This is a genomic window from Pseudomonas baltica (assembly GCF_014235765.1).
Classification (GTDB): Bacteria; Pseudomonadota; Gammaproteobacteria; order Pseudomonadales; family Pseudomonadaceae; genus Aquipseudomonas; species Aquipseudomonas baltica.
Genome location: NZ_JACMYH010000003.1, coordinates 388540 through 412893, shown reverse-complemented (window position 1 = coordinate 412893; position 24354 = coordinate 388540). Strand labels below are relative to the sequence as shown.

Genomic DNA, 24354 nt, shown 5'->3' with positions numbered 1-24354 from the left:
CAGTTACACCGCAATACCGCCGACGCGGCTCGCGCCGCTGCTACAGAACACTGCGCCTGCCTTGTACGTGCGGGAACAACCGCGCTCTGCCGGACACACCGCGATCCCCTGTAGCAGCGGCGCAAGCCGCGTCCGGCGACAACCGCGTTACATCAGACACACTCCTCAAGGAACCCTGCAATGAACCACGACGTCATCATCACCTGCGCTTTGACCGGTGCTGGCGACACCACCGCGAAAAGCCCGCATGTTCCGGTCACGCCGAAACAGATCGCCGCCGCCGCCGTAGAGGCAGCCAAGGCGGGCGCCACGGTCGTGCACTGCCATGTCCGCGACCCACAGACCGGCCGCTTCAGCCGCGACGTGGCGCTGTACCGGGAAGTCATGGAGCGCATTCGCGAGGCCGACATCGACATCATCGTCAACCTCACCGCCGGCATGGGTGGCGACCTCGAGATCGGCCCTGGGGAAACGCCGATGGCGTTCGGCCCCGGCACCGACCTGATCGGCCCGCTGGCGCGCCTGGCTCACGTCGAAGCGTTGCTGCCGGAGATCTGCACCCTGGATTGCGGCACCCTCAATTTCGGCGACGGCAACAGCATCTACGTCTCCACCCCCGCACAATTGCGTGCCGGTGCCAAACGCATCACCGAGCTGGGCGTGAAGGCCGAGCTGGAAATCTTCGACACCGGCCACCTGTGGTTCGCCAAGCAGATGATCAAGGAAGGCTTGCTGCACGATCCGCTGTTCCAGTTGTGCCTGGGCATTCCATGGGGTGCGCCGGCCGATACCACCACCATGAAGGCCATGGTCGACAACTTGCCGGCAGACGCGGTGTGGGCCGGCTTCGGCATCGGTCGCATGCAGATGCCCATGGCCGCGCAGGCGGTGCTGCTGGGCGGCAACGTACGGGTCGGGCTGGAAGACAACATCTGGCTGGAGAAAGGCGTGCTGGCCACGAACGGTCAATTGGTCGAACGCGCCGGCGAGATCCTTACCCGGCTGGGCGCCCGGGTGCTGACACCGGCCGAAGGGCGGAAAAAGATGAACCTCGTCAGCCGCTGATTTTTTTGGTGCTCTCCAGGCCTCTTCGCGGGTAGCAGCTTCGCCGCCCGCCCCGCTCCCACAAAGATCCCATGTGGGAGCGGGCTCTGCCCGCGAAGAGGCCCGCATCCCCCACACACCTCTCCAGGAATGACCCATGACTTTCATCACCCACATAAAAACCTTCGCCGCCCTGGGCAGCGGTGTCATCGGCAGCGGCTGGGTCGCCCGCGCCCTGGCCCATGGCCTAGACGTAGTGGCCTGGGACCCTGCGCCCGGCGCCGAAGCCGCCTTGCGCCAACGCGTCGCCAACGCCTGGCCGGCCCTGGTCAAGCAAGGCCTGGCGGCGGGTGCAGCGCAGTCGCGGCTGCGCTTTGTCACCACCGTCGAGGACTGTGTGCGCGACGCCGACTTCATCCAGGAAAGCGCGCCAGAACGGCTGGAACTGAAACTGGACCTGCACGCCCGAATCAGCGCCGCCGCCAAGCCCGACGCCTTGATTGGTTCCAGCACGTCAGGGCTGCTGCCCAGCGAATTCTATGAAGGCGCCACACACCCGGAACGCTGCGTGGTCGGCCATCCGTTCAATCCGGTCTACCTGCTGCCGCTGGTGGAAGTGGTTGGCGGCCGGCACACCGCTCCCGAGGCGATCCAGGCGGCCATCGCCGTGTACGAGAGCCTGGGCATGCGCCCGTTGCACGTGCGCAAGGAGGTGCCCGGTTTCATCGCCGATCGCCTGCTTGAGGCGTTATGGCGCGAAGCCTTGCACCTAGTCAACGACGGCGTGGCCACCACGGGCGAGATCGACGACGCCATTCGCTTCGGCGCCGGTTTGCGCTGGTCGTTCATGGGCACGTTTCTGACCTACACCCTGGCGGGCGGCGACGCCGGCATGCGGCACTTCATGAACCAGTTCGGCCCGGCGCTGAAGCTGCCCTGGACCTACCTGCCGGCGCCGGAGCTGACCGACTCGCTGATCGACGAGGTGGTTGCGGGTACCTCGGCGCAGCTGGGCGAACACAGCATCGGCGCCCTGGAGCGCTATCGCGATGATTGCCTGCTGGCGGTGCTGGACGCGGTACGGGTGACCAAGGCCCGGCACGGCATGAGCTTCGCCGAATGATCACCTACCAGACGCCGGTGCTCGCGGAGTGGGTGGACTACAACGGGCATCTGCGCGATGCGTTCTATCTGCTGATCTTCAGCTACGCCACCGATGCGTTCATGCTGCGGATCGGAGTGGATCCGCAGCGTGACGGGCGCTCGCTGTTCACGCTGGAATGTCACCTCAACTATCTGCATGAAGTGAAACAAGGGGCGCAGGTTCAGGTGCGTACGCGGGTGCTGGCCCATGACCACAAACGGGTGCAGGTGTACCACACGCTGCACCTGCAAGGCGCGGACGAGGTGCTGGCCGCCAGCGAGCAGATGCTCTTGCATGTGGATCTGAAGGGGCCGAAGTCGGCGCTGTTCGGGGTGCCTTCATTGGCCGTGCTGGCCGAGGCTTTCGAGGCACAGCGACAACAGCCCGAGGCGGAGTACGCAGGGCGACGGATTGCGTTGCCTGGCTGAATACCACATCGCGCCCTTCGCGGCCACGGACCGCTCCTACGGGGTTTGAGGCGCCTCGTAGGAGCGGTCATCGGCCGCGAAAGCCGCACTGCGCTCTGCCTGATACATCGCATCGCGCCCTTCGCGGCCACGGACCGCTCCTACGGGGTTTGAGGCGCCTCGTAGGAGCGGTCATCGGCCGCGAAAGCCGCACTGCGCTCTGCCTGGCGCTCCACCGCCGCCGCAATCAGCGGCGCCATCTCGCGCAGCCCTTCCAGCCCGACTTTGCCCTCTTCGAACAAGCGCAACCATTGCCGCCGCACGCGCATCACCCGCTCGTCATCGCGCAGCGGCAGGTGCTTGAGGGTGTACTCGGCCCGCGCCCGCACCGCTTCGGGCACCTGGTCGGTCAACACCAGTTGCAGCGACGGCAGCAACACCTCGAACCAGCCCTCGCGCACCTCGAACGGATCGAGAAAATCCTCGGCTTTCTTGTTGCCCTTGGCGCTGTTCATCCAGGCGTCGACATAACGGTAGTTGCTCCACTCATAGGCCATGCCACGGTCCTGGTCACAGCTGATGAAATGTTCCACGGTGCCGCTGGGAATGTACATGGCGCCGAACGCGCAGCGGTTGGTGAAGCCCTCGCCCAGTTCCGGGCGAAACGGCGACCAGTAGTCGCGTGGCCTGGCAGCGTCGGGATTGTCCTGCAACCAGGCATTGCCGCGTTGGCGGCAGCGCTCGTCGAAGCCGTGAGGTTCGGGCAGCGGATTGACGAGCTCGATCATGCTCCTGCTCCAGCCTTGGTCACCACCCAGGCGGGCCAGAAATGGTCCCCTGGGGGCAGGCTACGCAGCAACTGCGACTCGATCGCCGCTTCACTGTCCAGCCCCTCGGGCAACCCCGATCGCTCGCCGCGCATCCAGACCTGAGCAGCATCGATCGCCGCTTCCGCTTCCACCGAGCGCGCCTGGCGCAGGCCAAAGCTCTCGGACACCAGCCAGTTCACGGCATCGCCCTGGGGCGCCCAGACTTGTCGGTGCAGCTGTACTTCACCGGCCTGCACGCCCAAGGTGAAGAGTGCATCGCGCGCTTCGACGAACTGCGTCTCCATGGAGGCCAGCACCAGCGGCGAGTGCGTGGCCACGATCATCTGCACCGCCAGGCGTTGACGGGTCAGCGCCCCGACCACGGCCATCAGCGCCGGGACGATACGGCGCTGCCACTGAGCGTGCAGATGGCATTCGACCTCATCCACCAGGAACACCAGTTCATCGCTCGGCCGCACACCGGCCAGGCGGCAGGCGCGGCGGTGGCCTTCCCAGGTCCAGACCAGCATGTAGGCCAGGGCCACCACGCGGCGGATGGCACTGGAGGTTTCGGGCAGGGGCACCTGCCCCTGGGGCCGCTGCAAGGTCGGGTACTGGGTTTCATCCAGCAGGCCGATGTGACACGGGCGACCGGGCAGCAACAGCTCCTCGCGCGAGGGCGACAGGGCATGCAGTACTTGCTTCAAGGCGGCGAACGCCTTGCAGCCATGATTGCGCTGCCAACGCACCCAGTCGCTGATCAAACCGTTGCACAAGCGACCCTGGCCAGCCATCGAGGCGCCCTGCCACAGCTGGGTTTCATCGAAGTGATAGGCTGCCAGCTCGCCCGCGTTGCGCAGCGGATCCCAGACGCTGAAGGTGCCGTTGGCGTGGGCATACACCACCAGCGAACGGCTCGGCGTGCTGTCGCCCAGCGCCGCCCAGCGGCCTTGCTGCCAGGCCCACTGCCCGGCGCTGCGGTCCGCACCCGTGAACCGATAGTCGATCACCGGCAATGCCGTCTGGTCGCGCGCCTTGATGGGTTTGCCCGCAGCCCAGGTACGGGTCAGCACCCACCAGGCGGCATCGAGCACGAAGCTCTTGCCCAGGCCGTTGTCACCGGTGATGAAGTTCAGCCGTGGCGCCAGCCCGATGGGCCCCAGCGCGGGAGAAGGGCCGACGCCCTTGAAGGAGAGAAAGTCGAGCATGTCCATTGCCGTCCATAGGAAGTGAACGGCAAGGGTATTCAGGGTTGCGTCGCACGGTGCCATACCCCGGTGCTACAAGGGCCGAACGCAGGCATGCGAAAAACGACCTGCCTGTGTGCAATCCGGCCATGGCGACCGTCGACGCTTGCCGAGCGCGTGCAGGGCTACCAGAATCGGCACACCGTCACGCCATTTGAAGAAGGATCAGCATCATGATGCATGCAGACTTGATTGATCAGGATGACCTGCTGGGCCAATTACGCGCATTGGGTTTCGACATGCCCGCAGGCGCCACGGCCGAGCAGGCCTGTGAATGCGCAGTGCGCGGCCTGGACAGCGGACGGGCCCAGGCCCTGCGCAAGATGGTGGAACAGATGCTGATGGGCAGCGCGACCATCCTGCCGGCAGTGCGCCAGGCGATCGACCGCACGCTGTTGCCAGCGTTGGCCCAGCATTCGAAACGGGCCTGAATTTCAGCGGCGGCCCTTTCGCGGCCGCTGACCGCTCCTACGGAAGGTCGCGATGCCTGAACTACCGTAGGAGCGGTCAGTGGCCGCGAAGGGTGCGCCGTAGTATCAGATCCTTACACTGGCAAAGGTCGATTCATTGCGTGCCTGGCTCAAAGCCGACAACGGACCTGCCAGCACCATGGCCTGCGGAATCGGCAGCATCGCCACCTGCTGGGTGGTATTGGAACCAACCCGCTCGTCGCGCGGCGGAATGCCGAAATACTCGCGGTAGCACTTGGAGAAATGCGGCGTGGAAACGAAGCCGCACACCGACGCCACTTCGATGATCGACATGGGCGTCTGCTTGAGCAGCTGCCTCGCCCGAATCAGGCGCAACTTGAGGTAATAGCGCGACGGCGAACAATGCAGGTACTTCTGGAACAACCTTTCCAGCTGGCGCCGTGACACCGCCACGTACACCGCCAGTTCGTCCAGATCGATCGGCTCTTCCAGGTTGGCTTCCATCAGCGCGACGATTTCCTGCAGCTTCGGCTGGTTGGTGCCCAGCATGTGCTTGAGCGGCACGCGCTGATGATCCTGCTCGTTGCGAATGCGCTCGTAGACGAACATCTCGGAGATCGCCGCCGACAGCTCGCGGCCATGATCGCGGCTGATCAGGTGCAGCATCATGTCCAGCGGCGCGGTACCGCCCGAACTGGTAAAGCGATTGCGGTCGAGGGTGAACAGCCGCGTGCTCATGGCCACCCGAGGAAAGGCTTCCTGCATCGCGGCCAGGCATTCCCAGTGCACGCTGCATTCGAAGCCGTCGAGCAGTCCGGCGCAGGCCAGTGCCCAGCTACCGGTACAGACCGCACCCAGGCGCTTGGACTGCCGCGCCTGGCTCTGCAACCAGCTGACATGGTCACGGCCCACGGCACGCTGGATACCAACACCGCCACAGACGATGACCGCGTCCAGCGGCGCAGCCTTGTGCATGGCCGCATCCGGGGTGATCTGCAGTCCGTCACTGGCCCATACCTGGCCACCGTCGGCGCTGAGGGTGGTCCACCGATACAGCTCGCGCCCGGACAACTGGTTGGCCATGCGCAGCGGTTCGACCGCCGAGGCCAGGGAGATGAGCGTGAAGTTGTCGAGCAGCAGGAAGCCGATGGACTGAGGGCTGCGAGTCTGCGGTTGAGCGCCGGGGGTGAAGGACGTCATTGCGGTATCTCCTTACGCGAAGCGGATGGTGGCCTCAGGCAGGCTCTTGTTATTGCCCTCTGTTTGACAGGGGCTTTACTTTGCTACGCAAACGCCATGCCGACAATTGGTCGGGAACTCCACGGCGCCTGAAAACGACGTCGCGCAGGGCTATGCAGAGCCGTGCGCCGGGCGTTCCCCTGCGGCGTGCGATTCTTGCCAAAAGCATAGCCGCCGTGGGGTCTGAGCACTTCGGTAGCAGCCGTTGGGGCATTGCGCCGCCAAGTGTCACCGCAAGCACGTTGCCCACCGTCGCCAGGCCCTGCGCGCGTGGATCGAAGGATCTCGGGAACAGCGCGCGAAAAAGAGGCGTGGCGCTCACGCCTGCACGCTCGTGTGGCAACCTCATAGAGGTGGATGTGCGTCGATGTCGCGGGTAAGGTCGCTGCTGCAAGCCTCATGAGCTGTAAGCGACGTCACCGACACTGGATACGACTCTGTCCGCACTGGATACGACGCACCCTGTAGGCGGTTGATTTGCGCTGGTACATGATCACTCACGGCTCATCGCTGGCACCGTGTCGGCGCACCCGCCGCATGCGCGGCGATCGAGCATCCAGACAAGCGTGGCGCGCCGTCAGGCCCACGCCGAGAAAAACCGGGAGCACACCATGAAAGGTCCATCATCGATTCTGCTGGCTACTCTGCTGGGCCTGCCTGCACTGGCTCAAGCAGCGGAACCGGCGCGATGCGCCACTGTGAATTTCTCCGATGTCGGCTGGACCGACATCACCGTTACCACCGCGGTTACCAGTGCGGTGCTGCAGTCACTGGGCTACAAGACCAAGACCACCATGATTTCCGTGCCGGTGACCTACAAGTCCCTGGCCGATGGCAAGAACATGGACGTCTTCCTCGGCAACTGGATGCCGACCATGGAAAACGACATCAAGCCCTACCGCGACGCCGGCACCGTGGAAACGGTACGGGCCAACCTGGAAAACGCCAAGTACACCCTGGCCGTGCCTCAGGGACTGTACGACAAGGGCCTCAAGGATTTCGCCGACATCGTCAAGTTCAAGAAGGAACTGGACGGCAAGATCTACGGCATCGAGCCGGGCAACGACGGCAATCGCCTGATCCAGAGCATGATCGACAAGAACGCGTTCGGCCTCAAGGACGCCGGCTTCAAGGTGGTCGAATCCAGCGAGGCCGGCATGCTGTCGCAGGTCGACCGTGCTCAGCGGCGCAACACCGACGTGGTGTTCCTGGGCTGGGAACCGCACCCGATGAACACCCGCTTCAAGGTGCAGTACCTGACCGGCGGCGATGACTTCTTCGGCCCCAACTTCGGCCAGGCCACCATCTACACCAACACCCGCAAGGGCTACACCCAAGAATGCAGCAACGTTGGCCAGTTGCTGAAAAACCTGCAGTTCAGCCTGGCCATGGAGAGCACGCTGATGGGCAATGTCCTGGACGACAAGCAGAAACCCGACGCGGCCGCACGGGCCTGGCTGAAAAACAACCCACAGGTGCTCGATACCTGGCTGGCTGGCGTCACCACCATTGATGGCAAGCCGGGTCTTGAAGCCGTCAAGGCCAAGCTCGCGCAATAACGCAGGCAAGCGGGCCGGCGGTTGCCGGCCTCACCGGCCGGCACTTTGTTCCCTCGCATGCGGACACTCACTACCATGCTGACAGACCACAAGATCCCCCTGGGCGAGTACATCGCGGCGTTCGTCGATTGGCTCACTCAACACGGGGCCTCGACGTTCGATGCCATCGCATCCACGCTCGAAGCGATCATTCATGGTTTCACCGCCGGCCTCACCTGGTTCAACCCCTACGTACTCACCGCACTGATCGCCGCGCTGGCGCACTTCATCCAGCGCAAATGGGGACTCACGCTGTTCGTGGCGCTGTCCTTCCTGCTGATCCTCAACCTGGGGTACTGGCAGGAAACCATGGAGACCCTGGCGCAGGTGCTGTTCGCCACCCTGGTCTGCGTGATCATCGGCGTGCCGCTGGGCATCGTGGCCGCGCACAAACCCATGTTCTACACGATGATGCGCCCGGTCCTCGACCTGATGCAGACGGTACCGACCTTCGTCTACCTGATTCCCACGCTCACCCTGTTCGGGCTGGGCGTCGTGCCAGGCCTGATTTCCACGGTGGTGTTCGCCATCGCCGCGCCGATTCGCCTCACCTACCTGGGCATCCGCGACGTGCCGCAAGAGCTGATGGACGCCGGCAAGGCCTTCGGCTGCTCGCGACGCCAACTGCTGTCGCGCATCGAACTGCCGCACGCCATGCCGAGCATCGCCGCCGGTATCACTCAATGCATCATGCTGTCGCTGTCGATGGTGGTGATCGCCGCCCTGGTAGGCGCCGATGGCCTGGGCAAGCCGGTGGTCAACGCGCTGAACACCGCCGACATCGCCCTGGGCTTCGAAGCCGGTCTGGCCATCGTGTTGCTGGCGATCATGCTGGACCGAATCTGCAAACAACCTGACGTGAAGATAGGGGGTGATGCATGAGCATTATTCGATTCGACAACGTCGATGTGATCTTCGCCAAGGATCCACGCGAAGCGCTGAAGCTGCTCGACCAGGGCCTGACCCGCAACGAGATCCTGAAAAAGACCGGGCAGATCGTGGGCGTGGAAAAAGCCAGCCTGGACGTCAACAAGGGCGAGATCTGCGTGTTGATGGGGCTGTCCGGGTCGGGCAAGTCAAGCCTGCTGCGCTGCATCAACGGGTTGAACACCGTGAGCCGCGGCAAGCTGTTCGTCGAGCATGAAGATCGCCAGATCGACATCGCCGCCTGCACACCTGCGGAACTGAAGATGATGCGCACCCAGCGCATCGCCATGGTGTTCCAGAAGTTCGCCCTGATGCCTTGGCTGACGGTGCGCGAGAACATCAGCTTTGGCCTGGAGATGCAGGGCCGTCCGGAAAAGGAACGGCGCAAGCTGGTCGACGAGAAGCTGGAGCTGGTGGGCCTGACCCAGTGGCGCAACAAGAAACCCGACGAGCTGTCCGGCGGCATGCAGCAGCGTGTGGGCCTGGCCCGGGCGCTGGCCATGGATGCCGACATCCTGCTGATGGACGAACCCTTTTCGGCGCTCGACCCGTTGATTCGCCAAGGCCTGCAGGACGAGCTGCTGGAGCTGCAACGCAAGCTGAACAAGACCATCGTGTTCGTCAGCCATGACCTGGACGAAGCGCTCAAACTGGGCAGCCGCATCGCCATCATGAAAGACGGGCGGATCATTCAGTACAGCGTGCCCGAGGACATCGTGCTCAACCCGGCCGACGACTACGTGCGAACCTTCGTGGCTCACACCAATCCACTCAATGTGCTGTGCGGGCGCAGCCTGATGCGCACGCTGGACAAGTGCACGCGCGTCAATGGTTCGGTGTGCCTGGACCCAGGCGTGGATTCATGGCTGAACCTGGGCGCCGGCAACTCGCTGACCAGCGCACGTCAGGGCGATGCCGTGCTCGACCTGCAAGGCTGGGCACCGGGGCAAGCCATGGAAGGCCTGGGGCGGCGCCCGACGTTGGTCCATGCCGACATCGGCATGCGCGACGCCTTGCAGATCCGCTACCAGACCGGGCACAAACTGGTGCTGCAGGACAGCGACAAGCAGGTGGTAGGCATTCTCGGGGACACCGAGCTGTACCACGCCCTGCTGGGCAAGAACCTGGGCTGAGCCTTCCCTCTGCTGGCCACACCCTGTGGGTGCCATCCCATGTAGGAGCGGTCAGCGGCCGCGAAGGCCTTGCCGCATTCCCCCTGATCCACCGCGCCGCCCTTTTCGCGGCCACGGACCGCTCCTACACGACTGTGCGATTCCCTGTAGGAGCGGTCAGCGGCTGCGAAGGCCTCGCCGCATTCCCCCTGATCCACCGCGCCGCCCTTTTCGCGGCCACGGACCGCTCCTACACGACTGTACGATTCCCTGTAGGAGCGGTCAGCGGCCGCGAAGGCCTTGCCGCATTCCCCCTGATCCACCGCGCCGCCCTTTTCGCGGCCACGGACCGCTCCTACACGACTGTGCGATTCCCTGTAGGAGCGGTCAGCGGCCGCGAATGCATCACCGCAACCTACCTGACACCCCCCTCTCGAAGCCCATTGCCTTCCCCTTCCCAATCCTCTAAAACCACGCGCACACTCACCTGTCCTTTTTTATTGATTGATCGTTCAATAAAAATAAACTAGACTGGCTTCAGTCGGCTGTCACTCACTGCCCGTACTGCAGGCCCAAGGAGATTTACCCAATGCCCAAGGTCGGTATGCAACCCATCCGCCGCCAACAGTTGATCGAAGCCACGCTCCAGGCGGTCGATCAGGTCGGCATGAGTGACGCCAGCATCGCTTTGATTGCCCGTCTGGCCGGTGTGTCGAACGGCATCATCAGTCACTACTTTCAGGACAAGAACGGCCTGATCGCGGCGACCATGCGCCACTTGATGAACGTTCTGATCGACAACGTCGCCACACGGCGACAAGCCTTGAACGACGACAGCGCCAGGGCGCACCTGCAGGTGATCATCGAAGGCAACTTCGACGCCAGCCAGGTCAACGCTCCGGCCATGAAGACTTGGCTGGCCTTCTGGGCCACCAGCATGCATCAGCCGTCTCTGCACAGGTTGCAGCGGATCAACGATCACCGCCTGTATTCCAACCTGTGCTGCCAGTTTCGCCGTGAATTGCCGGTGGAACAGGCACGCAACGCCGCACGCGGCCTGGCCGCCCTGATCGACGGTCTGTGGTTGCGCGGCGCGCTGTCGGGCGATGCCTTCGACACCGCCCAGGCTCACCGTATCGCCTGCGAATACATGGACATGCAACTGGCAAAACAGCAGCGCTGAAGCTTCGCGCCTCGCCTGCTGCCACCTTAACTGCACCGCGAGGATCTTATGGCCCGTTTCCCAACGCAAAAACTCTACATCGATGGCGGCTACGTGGACGCCAGCGGCAGCGGCACCTTCGATGCCGTCAACCCGGCCACCGGTGAGGTGCTGGCGCAGGTCCAGCGCGCCACTGCCCAGGACGTCGAGAAAGCCGTCGCCAGCGCCGAGAAAGGCCAGAAAGTCTGGGCCGCGATGACCGCCATGGAGCGCTCGCGAGTGCTGCGCAAAGCCGTCGACCTGCTGCGCGAACGCAACGACGAACTGGCCCTGCTGGAAACCCTGGACACCGGCAAGTCCTATTCGGAAACCCGCTACGTCGACATCGTGACCGGTGCCGACGTGCTGGAATACTACGCCGGCCTGGTGCCCGCCATCGAAGGCGAACAGATCCCGCTGCGCGACACTTCCTTCGTCTACACCCGCCGCGAGCCCCTGGGCGTGACCGCCGGCATCGGCGCCTGGAACTACCCGATCCAGATCGCTTTGTGGAAGTCCGCACCGGCGCTGGCCGCCGGTAACGCGATGATCTTCAAGCCCAGCGAAGTCACCTCGCTGACCACGCTCAAGCTGGCCGAGATCTACACCGAAGCCGGTCTGCCCGATGGCGTGTTCAACGTGCTCACCGGCAGCGGCAGCGAAGTCGGTGCGTGGCTCACCGAGCATCCGCGTATCGAGAAGATCTCGTTCACCGGCGGCGTCAGCACCGGCAAGAAGGTCATGGCCAGCGCCTCGAGCTCTTCGCTCAAGGAAGTGACCATGGAACTGGGCGGCAAGTCGCCGCTGATCATTTTCGACGATGCCGACCTCGACAAGGCCGCCGACATCGCCATGATGGCCAACTTCTACAGCTCCGGCCAGGTGTGCACCAACGGCACCCGAGTGTTCGTGCCCAACGCGCTGAAGGCCCAGCTGGAAGCGAAGATCCTGGAACGTGTGCAGCGTATCCGCATTGGCAACCCCGAGGACGAGAACACCAATTTCGGTCCGCTGGTGAGCTTTGCCCACATGGAAAACGTGCTGGGCCACATCGCCAAGGGCAAGGCCGAAGGCGCGCGCCTGCTGTGCGGCGGCGAGCGGCTGAGCGACGGTGAACTGGGCAAGGGTGCGTTCGTCGCCCCGACCGTGTTCACCGACTGCAGCGACGAGATGACCATCGTGCGTGAAGAAATCTTCGGCCCGGTGATGAGCATCCTCGGCTACGACAGCGAAGAGGAAGTAATCCGCCGCGCCAACGCCACCGAGATGGGCCTGGCTGCCGGTGTGGTCACCCGCGATCTGAACCGTGCGCACCGTGTGATCCATCAGCTCGAAGCAGGCATTTGCTGGATCAACGCCTGGGGCGAGTCCGACGCGAAGATGCCGGTGGGTGGCTACAAGCAATCCGGTGTGGGCCGCGAAAACGGCATCAGTTCGCTGGCGCAGTACACCCGGATCAAATCGGTACAGGTAGAACTGGGCGATTACGTTTCGGTGTTCTGACCCGGGACCGCAGCGCGCCGTTCGCGGCCGATGACCGCTCCTACAGGGTCATCAGCCCCACCGACCCATTTTTTCAAAGAGGGAACCTCCATGTCCCAGGAATTCGACTACATCATCATCGGCGCTGGTTCGGCCGGTAACACCCTGGCCACGCGCCTGACCGAAGACCCGGGCGTGACGGTTCTGCTGCTCGAAGCCGGCGGGCCGGACTACCGCCTGGACTTCCGTACACAGATGCCCGCCGCCCTCGCCTTTCCGCTGCAGGGCCGTCGCTACAACTGGGCCTACGAGACCGAGCCCGAGCCGCACATGGACAACCGTCGCATGGAATGTGGCCGCGGCAAGGGCCTGGGCGGCTCTTCGCTGATCAATGGCATGTGCTACATCCGCGGCAACGCCATGGACTACGACGGCTGGGCCAAGCTGCCGGGCCTGGAAGACTGGAGCTACCTGGATTGCCTGCCGTATTTCCGCAAGGCCGAAACCCGTGACATCGGCCCCAACGACTACCATGGCGGCGAAGGCCCGGTCAGCGTCACCACGCCCAAGGCCGGCAACAATCCACTGTTCGCCGCCATGGTCGAAGCCGGCGTGCAGGCAGGCTTCCCGCGCACCGACGACCTCAATGGCTACCAGCAGGAAGGCTTCGGTCCCATGGACCGCACCGTGACGCCCAAGGGCCGACGCGCCAGCACCGCACGCGGCTACCTGGACCAGGCCAAGCAACGCGACACCCTGACCATCGTCACCCACGCCCTGACCGACAAGATCGTCTTCGACGGCAAGCGCGCGGTCGGCGTCAGCTACCTGGTCGGTGACAGCGACGAGCGTATTCAGGCCCGCGCCCGCAAGGAAGTGCTGCTGTGCGGCGGCGCCATCGCCTCGCCACAGATTCTGCAGCGCTCCGGCGTCGGCCCGGCCGAGGTGCTCCAGCCCCTGGGCATCGACGTCGTGCATGACTTGCCAGGCGTGGGTCAGAACCTGCAGGACCACCTGGAAATGTACCTGCAATACAGCTGCACCCAGCCAGTCTCGCTGTACCCGTCGCTGAAGTGGTGGAACCAGCCGCAGATCGGCGCCGAATGGATGTTCCTGGGCACCGGCATCGGCGCCAGCAACCAGTTCGAGGCCGGTGGTTTCATCCGCTCGCGCCCTGAGTTCGAATGGCCGAACATCCAGTACCACTTCCTCCCGGTGGCGATCAATTACAACGGCACCAAGGGCGTTCAGGAACACGGCTTCCAGGCTCACGTGGGCTCGATGCGCTCGCCGAGTCGCGGCCGAGTCAATGTCAAGTCGAAGAACCCGCGCGACTACCCGAGCATCCTGTTCAACTACATGGCCAGCGAGCAGGACTGGCAGGAGTTCCGCGACGGCATCCGCCTGACCCGCGAGATCATGCAGCAGCCGGCGCTGGACCAGTACCGCGGGCGTGAAATCAGCCCAGGCATCGAAGTGCAGACGGACGAGCAGCTGGACCAGTTCATCCGCGAGCATGCCGAAACGGCTTATCACCCGTCGTGCTCGTGCAAGATGGGCACCGACGACATGGCCGTGGTCGATGGTCAGGGTCGCGTGCATGGCCTGCAAGGCCTGCGTGTGGTCGATGCCTCGATCATGCCGATCATCACCACCGGCAACCTGAACGCGCCGACCATCATGATCGCCGAGAAGATCGCCGACCGCATTCGTGGCCGCAAGCCCGAAGCGCGTTCGACCGCGGCCTACTATGTCGCCGGCGATGCGCCGGTGCGCGGCAAGCCGATGCGCGAAGTGGGCGCGACCACCCGCGGCTGATCCAGATTTGCTCCGTGCCGGTGGCAGGCCTAAGCTGTGGGCCTGCCAGATTCCGGTTCGGTTTGCAGACTTTTTCACGGCCGCTGTCCGTGCCTACAGGACACTGTAATCCCCTGTAGGAACGGTCAGCGGCCGCGAATAGGCCGAGCACCGACGCCCCCCAGAGGCCCGTCCATGTTCGATTTCACCGCCACCTTGCAACAACGCTTCGCTGCTCTGCGCACCCGCGCCGAATTCTTCTCCCTGCGCCACGTGCGCCAATCCAGCCAGCACCTGGCCGTGCGCAAGAACATTGCCGAACCGCCGAGCCTGAGCCTCGACGAAGGCGTGATGATCACCGTTCGAGTGCATGGCGTGGAAGCCTATGCCGCCACCGGCGACCTTTCCCTGCAAGGGTTGCAGCAGGCCCTGGCGCGTGCCGAACAGCAGGCCAGCGCGATCGCCGCGCATGCCCTGCTCGACCTGCAGCAACAACCGGTCAGCAGTGCGCGCAGCGACTACCTCTCCCCCGACGTGCAGGCAGCCTTCCCGACTCTGGCCCAGTGCTACCAATTGCTCAAGGAAGAGTCGGCCAGCGTGCCCGACGACTCCCGCCTGGTCAGCTGGTATGCCGGCCTGGGCGTCACCGATGTCGAACAGATCTACCTGAACAGTGCCGGCGCGCAGATCCGCCAGGCGCAGCGCTTCGTGTTTCCTGGCTTGAGCGTCACCGCTTTCGATGGCAACGACAGCCAGACCCGCAGCCTGGGCCGCGACAATTTCGGCCAGCAAGGCGGTGTCGACGTGATAGAGCGCTGCGGCATCGTCGGCGCGGCTCGCCAGGTCGCCGACCAGGCCCTGCAGTTGCTGCTGGCGCCCAACGCCCCACACGGCCCGCGCGACCTGCTGCTGACGCCCGACCAGATGATGCTGCAGATTCACGAATCCATCGGCCACCCGTTGGAGCTGGACCGCATCCTGGGCGATGAGCGCAACTACGCGGGCACCAGCTTCGTCAAGGTCGAAGACTTCGGTCACCTGCAGTATGGCTCGCCGCTGCTCAATGTGACCTTCGACCCGGACATTCCCCACGAGCTGGCCAGTTATGCCCATGACGACGACGGCACTGCAGCGAGCAAGCAGTGGCTGATTCGCGATGGCGTACTGGTCCGGCCACTGGGCGGCGCGCTGTCGCAATACCGCAGCGGCATGGCCGGAGTGGCCAACAGCCGCGCCAGTAGCTGGAACCGGGCGCCGATCGACCGCATGGCCAACCTCAACATCGAACCAGGCGAGCACAGCCAGGCGCAACTGATCGCCGGCATCGAGCACGGCATCCTGATGTCCACCAACCGTTCCTGGTCGATCGACGATGCGCGCAACAAATTCCAGTTCGGCTGCGAATGGGGCCAGTTGATCGAGAACGGCGAACTCAAGGGCGTGGTCAAGAACCCCAACTATCGCGGTATTTCCGCCAGCTTCTGGAAAAAACTCAGCGCCGTGGGCGAAGCCAGCACGCTGCAGGTGCTGGGCACGCCCAACTGCGGCAAGGGCGAGCCCAACCAGGTCATCCGTGTGGGGCACGCTTCGCCCAGTTGCGTGTTCAGCCAGATCGACGTTTTCGGAGGTGACGCATGAGCCATCACGCCGAGCATTTCCAGGCACTGGTGCAGTGGCTGCGCCAGACTGTGGCCCCGACCCAGCGCTTCACCCTGAGCTACAACGCCGAGGCCTCGGATTTCATCCGTTTCAACCACGCCCGGGTACGCCAGGCGGGGCAAGTGGCCCAGGCCACGGTGTCGCTGAAGCTGATCGAAGACGGTCGTCAGGCCGAGCTGCAACTGACCTTGGCCGAGGACCTGGAGGTGGACCGGCAGCGTCTGACCCAGGCCCTGCACCAGTTGAGCCAGACGCTGCCGCTGCTGCAACCGGACCCCTACCTGCAACTCGACACCTCGCCGTGGCAGACCCGTCATGTCGACGACACGCCCTTGCCCGATGCGGGTCAGGTGGTCGAACAGATAGGTTCGGCGGCCAGCGGCCTGGACCTGGTCGGCATCTATGCCGCGGGCACGATCTGCCGCGGTTTCGCCAACAGCGACGGGGCCTGCGGTTGGCATCAGGCCAACAGTTTCAATTTCGATTTCAGCCTCTTCCATGCCAACGGCGAGGCAGTCAAGGCGAACTATGCCGGCCAGCAGTGGCAGGCACACGCCTTCGCCGAACGCCTGGCCCAGGCCCGCGAGCAGCTGGATTACCTGAGCCGACCGCCCAAGGTGCTGTTGCCGGGCGCGTATCGCGCCTACCTGGCGCCGGCGGCCCTGGATGAAATCATCGGCATGCTCGGCTGGGGCGGTTTCTCTGCACAAGCCATCGCCAGCAAGAACAGCCCCCTGCAACGGCTGTACGCCGGCGAGGCACGCTTGAGTGCGCAGGTGAGCTTCGAGGAGCGCATCAGCGGTTCGTTGACCCCGGCGTTTTCCCAGGAAGGCTATCCGCGCAAGGACCTCTCGCTGGTCAGCCACGGCTTGGCCGTCGAACGCCTGGTGGACTCGCGCAGCGCGGCCGAATACGGCCTGCAAGGCAACGGCGCGGACAACTCGGAAATGCCCGGCGCGCTGCAGATGGCCGCCGGTGACCTGCCTTTGGCCCAGGTGCTGCAACGCCTCGGCACCGGGCTGTACATCAGTAACCTGTGGTACCTGAACTACTCCGACATGCCAGCGGCGCGCATGACCGGGCTGACTCGGTTCGCCACTTTCTGGGTGGAGGACGGTCAGATCGTTGCACCGGTCCAGACCATGCGTTTCGACGACAGCGTCTACAGTGTCCTGGGTGACCAGCTGGAAGCGCTGACGGCCGAGCGCGAGCTGATCCTCTCGACCAGCACCTACGGTGAGCGCCAGACCAGCTCCAGTTTGCTGCCCGGCGCGTTGGTGAAGCGGTTGCTGTTGACGCTGTAGGAGCGGTCCGTGGCCGCGAAAAGGGCACCGCCATCGGCCTGACACACCGCGGCGACCCCTTCGCGGCCGATGACCGCTCCTACAATAGGTCGCGGCGCTGCGGTCACTGTAGGAGCGGCCCGTGGCCGCGAAAAGGGCGCCGCAGAGCGTCAGGTACACCGCGGCAACCCTTCGCGGCCGGTGACCGCTCCTACGACAGGTCGCGGCGACGCGGTAACCGTAGGAGCGGTCCGTGGCCGCGAAAGGTACACCGTAGAGTGTCAGGTACACCGCGGCGCATTTGTCGCGGCCGGTGACCGCTGCTACGGGGTTTGCCATGAACATTCGTCATTCACCTCAAACAACAAGAGGCCCCATGTCCACGCGCCCAACACTGGATCCCGCTACCGCTCGCTGGCTGCCCTGGGTCATCGCCATTGCCTTCTTCATGCAGGCCCTGGACGGCACCATCCTCAACACCGCGCTGCCGGCCATGGCCAGCGACCTGGCGGAAAACCCGTTGCGCATGCAATCGGTGATCATCGCCTACATGCTGACGGTCGCGCTGCTGATCCCCGCCTCAGGCTGGATTTCCGACCGCTTCGGCACGCGCAAGGTGTTCTTCAGCGCCATCATGCTGTTCAGCATCGGCTCGCTGCTGTGTGCACTGTCCCAGAGCCTGGCGATGCTGGTCGCGGCTCGGGTCATTCAAGGCCTGGGCGGTGCCCTGATGCTGCCGGTGGGCCGGCTGGTGGTGCTGCGCGCCTACCCGCGCTCGGAACTGGTGCGCATCCTCAGCTTCATCACCGTGCCTGCCTTGCTCGGCCCGCTGCTGGGGCCGACCCTGGGTGGCTGGATGGTCGAATGGCTGAGCTGGCACTGGATCTTTCTCATCAACCTGCCGGTGGGCGCACTGGGCTGCTGGGCGGTGTGGCACTTCGTGCCCGACCTGCGCGGCGCCGAACGCACGCGCTTCGATGGCATCGGCTTCGTGCTGTTCGGGGCGGCGATGGTACTCATCACCATCGCCATGGAGGGCCTGGGCGAGCTGCACTTGCCGCACCTGCGAGTGATGCTGCTGCTGTTCGTCGGCATGGCCTGCCTGGCCGCCTACTGGCTGCGGGCGGGGCAGATCGACAACCCGCTGTTCTCGCCGAACCTGTTTCGCACGCGCACCTTTGCCATCGGCATTCTCGGCAATCTGTTCGCCCGCCTGGGCAGCGGCGCCCTGCCGTTCATGGTGCCGTTGCTGCTGCAAGTGGCCCTGGGGCATTCGCCTTCGGAAGCCGGCATGAGCATGATTCCACTGGCGGCAGCCGCCATGGTTTCCAAGTCGTTTTCCCGGCCGATCATCGAACGCTTCGGCTATCGCATCGTGCTCACCGGCAACACCTTGCTGCTGGGCGTGTTGCTGGCCAGCCTCGGCCTGGTCTCGGAAACCACCCCCTACTGGTTGCTGTTGACCCAGCTGGGCTTGCTCGGCGCAGTCAACTCGCTGCAGTTCGCGGCGATGAACACCGTGACCCTGATCGATCTGGACGACGAAAGCGCCAGCAGTGGCAACGGTCTGCTCTCGGTGGTGGCGCAGCTCTCCCTCGGCCTGGGCGTGGCCTGCGCCGGTGCACTGCTGGGCGGATTCACCGCGTCCCTGGGCAACGAGGGTGTGGACACGGTGCTGGGTGCGTTCCAGGCCACGTTCCTGACCATCGGGTTGATGGCGATGCTGGCTGCCGGGATCTTCGTGCAACTGTCCGACAGCGATGGACGGCGCGCACCTCGTCAGGAACCTCCGGTGGAGCACTAAGCAGGCTTAGGGCGAAAGGCCACGGGGCTGATACACTGCGCGACATTTTGTTTTGCAGGCCCGTCCCGTGACCACCATTGCCACTGCTTTCAACACGCTGCCCCTGTCCGCCGCCATGCTGGCCAACCTGGAATCCCTCGGGTATGCCCAGATGACGCCGATCCAGGCGCAGAGCCTGCCGGTGATTCTCAAGGGCATGGACCTGATCGCCCAGGCCAAGACCGGCAGCGGCAAGACGGCCGCGTTCGGCATCGGCCTGCTGAACCCGATCAACCCGCGCTATTTCGGCTGCCAGGCGCTGATCATGTGCCCCACGCGCGAGCTGGCCGACCAGGTGGCCAAGGAAATCCGTCGCCTGGCCCGCGCCGAAGACAACATCAAGGTGCTGACCCTGTGCGGCGGCGTGTCGTTCGGCCCGCAGATCGCCTCGCTGGAACACGGCGCGCACATCATCGTCGGCACGCCGGGACGCATCCAGCAACACCTGCGCAAAGGTTCGCTGGTGCTCGACGGGCTCAACACGCTGGTGCTCGACGAAGCCGACCGCATGCTCGACATGGGCTTCTACGACTCTATCGCCGACATCATCGAGCAGACCCCGGAACGCCGGCAGACCTTGCTGTTCTCGGCCACCTACCCGGTCGGCATCAAGCAGCTGTCGTCCAAGTTCATGCGCGACCCCCAGCAGGTCAAGGCCGAGGCACTGCATGCCGACAGCCAGATCGAACAGCGTTTCTACGAAATCTCGCCGGATGACCGCATGGCCGCCGTGGTGCGCGCCCTGGGCCACTTCCGCCCACAGTCGTGCGTTGCCTTCTGCTACACCAAGCAGCAATGCCAGGAAGTGGTCGATCACCTGACCAGCAAGGGGATCAGCGCCGTGGCGCTGCATGGCGACCTGGAACAGCGCGACCGCGACCAGGTTCTGGCAATGTTCGCCAACCGCAGTACGTCCGTGCTGGTGGCCACCGACGTGGCCGCCCGTGGCCTGGACATCGATGCCCTGGACATGGTGATCAACGTCGAGCTGGCGCGTGACTCGGAAATTCATATCCACCGCGTGGGCCGTACCGGTCGCGCCGGCGAGAAAGGCCTGGCCATCAGCTTCGTCGCTCCCGCCGAGGCGCACCGCGCCCAGGCCATCGAGCAACTGCAGAAGTCGCCGCTGGCCTGGGCCGAACTCGACAGCCTGACTTCCAAGGGCGGCGAGCCGCTGCTGCCGCCAATGAGCACCCTGTGCATCGGCGCCGGGCGCAAGGACAAGGTACGGCCGGGCGATATCCTCGGCGCGCTGACTGGCGATGCGGGCATTCCCGGGACCCAGGTCGGCAAGATCGCTATTTTCGATTTCCAGGCGTTCGTGGCCGTGGAGCGCGGAATCGCCAAGCAGGCGCTGCAGCGTCTGAACAGCGGCAAGATCAAAGGCCGTTCGCTGCGCGTACGGATTCTCTGACCGCAGGCCAGGCCTCTTCGCGGGCAGAGGGCTCGCCGCCCGCCCCGCTCCCACAGGGCGATGTCCGAACGCCTAACCTTGTGGGAGCGGAGCTCTGCCCGCGAAGAGGCCTCCCCTGACACCCCCGATTCGAGAGGACCCAGCAGTGCGCTCTACCCCCGTCATCATCATCGGCGCCGGTGCCGCCGGCCTCATGTGCGCCTTGAGCGCTGCACAGCGAGGCCGCGAGGTACTGCTGATCGACCACGCCAACAAGCCGGGCAAGAAGATCCTCATGTCCGGCGGCGGTCGCTGCAACTTCACCAACATGTACACCGAACCGGCCAACTTCCTCTCGCAGAACCCGCACTTCTGCAAGTCGGCCCTGGCGCGCTATACCCAGTGGGATTTCATCGCCCTGGTGGCCAAGCACGGCGTGCCCTACCACGAGAAGAAACTCGGCCAGCTGTTCTGCGACAACAAGTCCAGTGACATCCTCGGCCTGCTGCTGGCCGATTGCGAAAGCGCCGGCGTCGAGTTGCGCATGGACACCTCGGTGCAGTCCATCGAGAAAACCGCCGACGGCTATCGTTTGCAGACTTCACTGGGCCTGCTGGCGTGCCAGTCGTTGGTGGTGGCCACTGGCGGGCTGTCGATTCCGACCCTGGGCGCGACCGGCTTCGGCTACCAGATCGCCCGCCAGTTCGGTCACAGTGTGCTGCCCACGCGCGCAGGGCTGGTGCCGTTCACCATCACCGACCAGCTCAAGGACATCTGCACCGAGTTGTCCGGCACCTCGGTGGATTGTGTGGCCAGCTGCAACGACCAGGCGTTTCGCGAGAACCTGCTGTTCACCCATCGCGGCCTGAGCGGGCCGGCGATCCTGCAGATTTCCTCGTTCTGGCAGCCCGGCGACACCGTCGAGATCAACCTGCTGCCCGATCACGATGCGTTGGCGTGGCTGCAGCAACAGCAGGCCGAGCGGCCCAATTCGGAGCTCAAGACCCTGCTGGGTGAAGTCTTCACCAAGAAAATGGCCAACCTGTTGGCCGAGCACTGGTTCGTGTCCAAGCCGATGAAGCAGTACACCCCGGCCGAGCTGCAGACGGTAGCGAACGCACTGGGCGCCTGGCAGTTGGTGCCGGCCGGCACCGAAGGCTATCGCACCGCCGAGGTGACCCTAGGCGGCGTCGATACCCGCGAGGTGTCGTCCAAGACCCTGGAATCGCTGAAGAGCCCAGGGTTGTATTTCATCGGCGAGGTGCTCGATGTCAGCGGGCATCTGGGCGGCTTCAATTTCCAGTGGGCGTGGGCCTCCGGATACGCAGCCGCGCAGTACGTGTAGCACGCCGGGGATCTGCGACGCTGCCGGACGCGGCTCGCGCCGCTGCTACAGAGTCCCCACACTCTCTCGATCCGCCACCGCCCCTGTAGCAGCGGCGCAAGCCGCGTCAGAGGCCGCCGCGCAGTATCGGGCGTGCGCCGACAATGGTAGATTGACGCCGTTCATCAGTTCCCTCGCCTACAGGTCGACTCCTTCTTCATGGCATCCAGGTCGTTCCGCCAATCGATGCGCCGCTTGTGGGCGCTGGACAAATTCAGCTACAGCGTACGGGTGTTCATCGCGCTGTCCGGCAGCATGGCGCTGTGCTGGTATGAAAACGAGATGCGTCTGCTGGTGCCACTGTTCCTGGGCATCATCGCCTGCGCCCTGGCCGAAACCGACGACAACTGGCAAGGCCGCATCCGCGCCCTGGCAGCCACCCTGTCGTGCTTCACCGTCGCCGCTTTCGCCGTTGAACTGTTGTTCCCCTACCCCTACATCTTCGTCACGGCCCTGGCCGTGGCCAGCTTCGCCCTGACCATGCTCGGCGCGCTCGGCGAGCGCTACGGTGCCATCGCCTACGCCACCCTGATCCTCTCGGTCTACACCATGATCGGCGTCGACCAGCGTGGCGGCGAAGTCAGCAACCTGTGGCGCGAGCCGGTGCTGCTGGTGGCCGGCGCCGCCTGGTATGGCCTGCTGTCGGTGCTGTGGCAGGTGCTGTTTTCCAACCAGCCGGTGCAACAGGCCCTGGCGCGGCTGTTCAGCGAGCTGGGGCAGTACCTCAAGCTCAAGTCGAGCCTGTTCGAACCGATCCGCCAGCTGGACGTGGAAGCCCGCCGCCTGGAGCTCGCCAAGCAGAACGGTCGGGTCGTGGCCGCGCTCAACGCGGCCAAGGAAATCATCCTGCACCGAGTCGGCAACGGCCGTCCCGGCTCCAAGGTCAGCCGCTACCTGAAGCTGTACTTCCTGGCCCAGGACATCCACGAGCGCGCCAGTTCCTCGCACTACCCCTACAACGCATTGGCCGACGCCTTCTTCCACAGTGACGTGCTGTTTCGCTGTCAGCGTCTGCTGCGCCAGCAGGGCGTGGCCTGCCAGCGGCTGGGCGAGTCGATCCAGTTGCGCCAGCCGTTCATCTACGACGACAGCTTCGCCGAGGCCTTGAGCGACCTGCACGCTTCGCTCGAACACCTGCGGATCCAGAGCAACCCGGCCTGGCGCGGCCTGTTGCGGTCGCTGCGCGCGCTGGCGGCCAACCTCGGCACCCTCGACCGCCTGCTCAGCGATGCCGGCAATCCCGACCGCCTGGCCGATGCCCGCGACAGCAGCCTGCTGGACCGCTCGCCGCACACTCTGAAAGACTTCTGGGGCCGCATCCGGCAGAACCTCACACCCACCTCGCTGCTGTTTCGCCATGCCCTGCGCTTGCCCCTGGCACTGGTGATCTGCTACGCCATGGTGCACCTGATCCACCCCAGCCAGGGCTACTGGATCATGCTGACGACCTTGTTCGTGTGCCAGCCCAGCTACGGCGCTACCCGGCGCAAGCTGGGCCAGCGGATCATCGGCACCGCCATCGGCCTGACCGTGGGCTGGGCGCTGTTCGACCTGTTCCCCAGCCCCATCGTGCAGTCGCTGTTCGCCATCGGCGCCGGCCTGGTGTTCTTCGTCAACCGCACCACGCGCTACACCCTGGCAACCGCCGCCATCACCTTGATGGTGCTGTTCTGCTTCAACCAGACGGGCGACGGCTACGGGCTGTTCCTGCCACGGCTGTTCGACACCCTGCTCGGCAGCCTGATCGCCGGCCTGGCGGTGTTCCTGTTCCTGCCCGACTGGCAGGGTCGCAAGCTGAACAAGGTGCTGGCCAACACCTTGACCTGCAACAGCATCTATCTGCGCCAGATCATGCAGCAATACGCCAACGGCAAGAGCGACGACCTCGCCTATCGCCTGGCACGGCGCAACGCCCACAATGCCGACGCTGCGCTTTCCACCACCTTGGCCAACATGCTCATGGAGCCCGGCCACTTCCGCAAGGAAGCCGACGTCGGCTTCCGCTTCCTGGTGCTGTCGCACACCCTGCTCAGCTACCTGTCCGGGCTGGGTGCCCACCGTGGCACCGAGTTGCCGGCCGAAGCGCGCGAACAATTGATCGGGGGGGCCGGCGAAAGCCTGGCGCGCAGCATCGACGAAATTGCCACGGGCCTCGCCACGCGTGTGCCGGTGCAGGTGCAGAGCGACAGCGAGGAAGCGCTGGCCGACGAACTGGAACAGATGCCCGAGGAGATCGACGAAGGCCAGCGTCTGATGCAGACCCAACTGGCGCTGATCTGTCGGCAGCTGGGGCCACTGCGCACCCTGGCCGCGCACTTGATCAAAGGCCCGACCGCAGCTGCCGCCAGCTAGCG

The 24354-nt window shown here is 64.7% G+C and carries 19 protein-coding genes; 16 read left to right on the top strand and 3 right to left on the bottom strand.

Features of this window, described 5'->3' with window-relative positions:
• The first annotated feature begins 180 nt into the window (after positions 1-180).
• The 3 genes from cdhC to H7993_RS14280 all read left to right on the top strand — a co-directional run bounded on the left by cdhC (position 181) and on the right by H7993_RS14280 (position 2616).
• Positions 181-1065: a 3-dehydrocarnitine:acetyl-CoA trimethylamine transferase CdhC gene (gene cdhC / locus H7993_RS14290; protein ID WP_122796258.1), complete on the top strand. Its 885-nt coding sequence runs from the start codon at positions 181-183 to the stop codon at positions 1063-1065.
• A 136-nt stretch (positions 1066-1201) separates the two neighbouring features.
• Positions 1202-2167, top strand: coding sequence for an L-carnitine dehydrogenase (locus H7993_RS14285; RefSeq protein ID WP_185794762.1), 966 nt, complete (start codon positions 1202-1204; stop codon positions 2165-2167).
• The gene (locus H7993_RS14280; RefSeq protein ID WP_185794761.1) at positions 2164-2616 is read left to right on the top strand and encodes a thioesterase family protein; all 453 of its coding nucleotides are present in this window, start codon (positions 2164-2166) and stop codon (positions 2614-2616) included. The genes H7993_RS14285 and H7993_RS14280 overlap by 4 nt, the downstream gene beginning before the upstream one ends.
• A gap of 140 nt (positions 2617-2756) precedes the next feature.
• Here the strand turns inward: H7993_RS14280 and H7993_RS14275 are convergent, their stop codons facing one another.
• Both H7993_RS14275 and H7993_RS14270 read right to left on the bottom strand, forming a co-directional pair.
• On the bottom strand, positions 2757-3383 hold the full coding sequence (locus H7993_RS14275; protein WP_185794760.1) for a hypothetical protein: 627 nt from the start codon (positions 3381-3383) through the stop codon (positions 2757-2759).
• On the bottom strand, positions 3380-4612 hold the full coding sequence (locus tag H7993_RS14270; RefSeq protein ID WP_185794759.1) for an AAA family ATPase: 1233 nt from the start codon (positions 4610-4612) through the stop codon (positions 3380-3382). Before H7993_RS14270 ends, H7993_RS14275 begins: the two co-directional genes overlap by 4 nt.
• Positions 4613-4824: 212 nt before the next feature.
• Between H7993_RS14270 and H7993_RS14265 the strand changes: the two genes are divergently transcribed.
• Entirely contained in the window at positions 4825-5082 is a 258-nt protein-coding gene (locus H7993_RS14265) for a hypothetical protein (RefSeq protein ID WP_185794758.1), read from the top strand.
• Positions 5083-5187: 105 nt separating this feature from the next.
• Here the strand turns inward: H7993_RS14265 and gbdR are convergent, their stop codons facing one another.
• Positions 5188-6282 carry a choline metabolism transcriptional regulator GbdR gene (gbdR, locus tag H7993_RS14260; RefSeq protein WP_185794757.1) on the bottom strand — a complete coding sequence of 365 codons (1095 nt, stop codon included), beginning with the start codon at positions 6280-6282 and terminating at the stop codon, positions 5188-5190.
• A 650-nt stretch (positions 6283-6932) separates the two neighbouring features.
• Between gbdR and H7993_RS14255 the strand changes: the two genes are divergently transcribed.
• The 12 genes from H7993_RS14255 (at position 6933) to yccS (ending at position 24352) form a co-directional block, all read left to right on the top strand.
• Complete coding sequence (locus H7993_RS14255) at positions 6933-7880, top strand: choline ABC transporter substrate-binding protein (protein WP_122479799.1); 948 nt, start codon at positions 6933-6935, stop codon at positions 7878-7880.
• 75 nt (positions 7881-7955) lie between these two features.
• Positions 7956-8801 carry a choline ABC transporter permease subunit gene (choW, locus tag H7993_RS14250; RefSeq protein ID WP_043192362.1) on the top strand — a complete coding sequence of 282 codons (846 nt, stop codon included), beginning with the start codon at positions 7956-7958 and terminating at the stop codon, positions 8799-8801.
• On the top strand, positions 8798-9979 hold the full coding sequence (choV, locus tag H7993_RS14245; RefSeq protein WP_122715900.1) for a choline ABC transporter ATP-binding protein: 1182 nt from the start codon (positions 8798-8800) through the stop codon (positions 9977-9979). The genes choW and choV overlap by 4 nt, the downstream gene beginning before the upstream one ends.
• Positions 9980-10547: 568 nt before the next feature.
• Positions 10548-11141, top strand: coding sequence for a transcriptional regulator BetI (betI, locus tag H7993_RS14240; RefSeq protein ID WP_122479801.1), 594 nt, complete (start codon positions 10548-10550; stop codon positions 11139-11141).
• A 48-nt stretch (positions 11142-11189) separates the two neighbouring features.
• A complete protein-coding gene (betB, locus tag H7993_RS14235) occupies positions 11190-12662 on the top strand; it encodes a betaine-aldehyde dehydrogenase (RefSeq protein ID WP_185794756.1) in 1473 nt (490 codons plus the stop codon).
• A 90-nt stretch (positions 12663-12752) separates the two neighbouring features.
• Positions 12753-14459: a choline dehydrogenase gene (gene betA / locus H7993_RS14230; RefSeq protein WP_185794755.1), complete on the top strand. Its 1707-nt coding sequence runs from the start codon at positions 12753-12755 to the stop codon at positions 14457-14459.
• 174 nt (positions 14460-14633) lie between these two features.
• Complete coding sequence (locus tag H7993_RS14225) at positions 14634-16076, top strand: TldD/PmbA family protein (RefSeq protein ID WP_185794754.1); 1443 nt, start codon at positions 14634-14636, stop codon at positions 16074-16076.
• Positions 16073-17401 (top strand): TldD/PmbA family protein, encoded by a 1329-nt coding sequence (locus tag H7993_RS14220; protein ID WP_185794753.1) that lies wholly within the window; start codon positions 16073-16075, stop codon positions 17399-17401. Before H7993_RS14225 ends, H7993_RS14220 begins: the two co-directional genes overlap by 4 nt.
• A 355-nt stretch (positions 17402-17756) precedes the next feature.
• A complete protein-coding gene (mdtD, locus tag H7993_RS14215; RefSeq protein ID WP_185794752.1) occupies positions 17757-19184 on the top strand; it encodes a multidrug transporter subunit MdtD in 1428 nt (475 codons plus the stop codon).
• Positions 19185-19299: 115 nt separating this feature from the next.
• On the top strand, positions 19300-20637 hold the full coding sequence (dbpA, locus tag H7993_RS14210) for an ATP-dependent RNA helicase DbpA (RefSeq protein WP_240998843.1): 1338 nt from the start codon (positions 19300-19302) through the stop codon (positions 20635-20637).
• Between the two features lie 145 nt (positions 20638-20782).
• Positions 20783-21961, top strand: coding sequence for an aminoacetone oxidase family FAD-binding enzyme (locus tag H7993_RS14205; protein WP_185794751.1), 1179 nt, complete (start codon positions 20783-20785; stop codon positions 21959-21961).
• Positions 21962-22159: 198 nt separating this feature from the next.
• Complete coding sequence (gene yccS, locus H7993_RS14200) at positions 22160-24352, top strand: YccS family putative transporter (protein ID WP_185794750.1); 2193 nt, start codon at positions 22160-22162, stop codon at positions 24350-24352.
• Positions 24353-24354 lie beyond the last annotated feature (2 nt).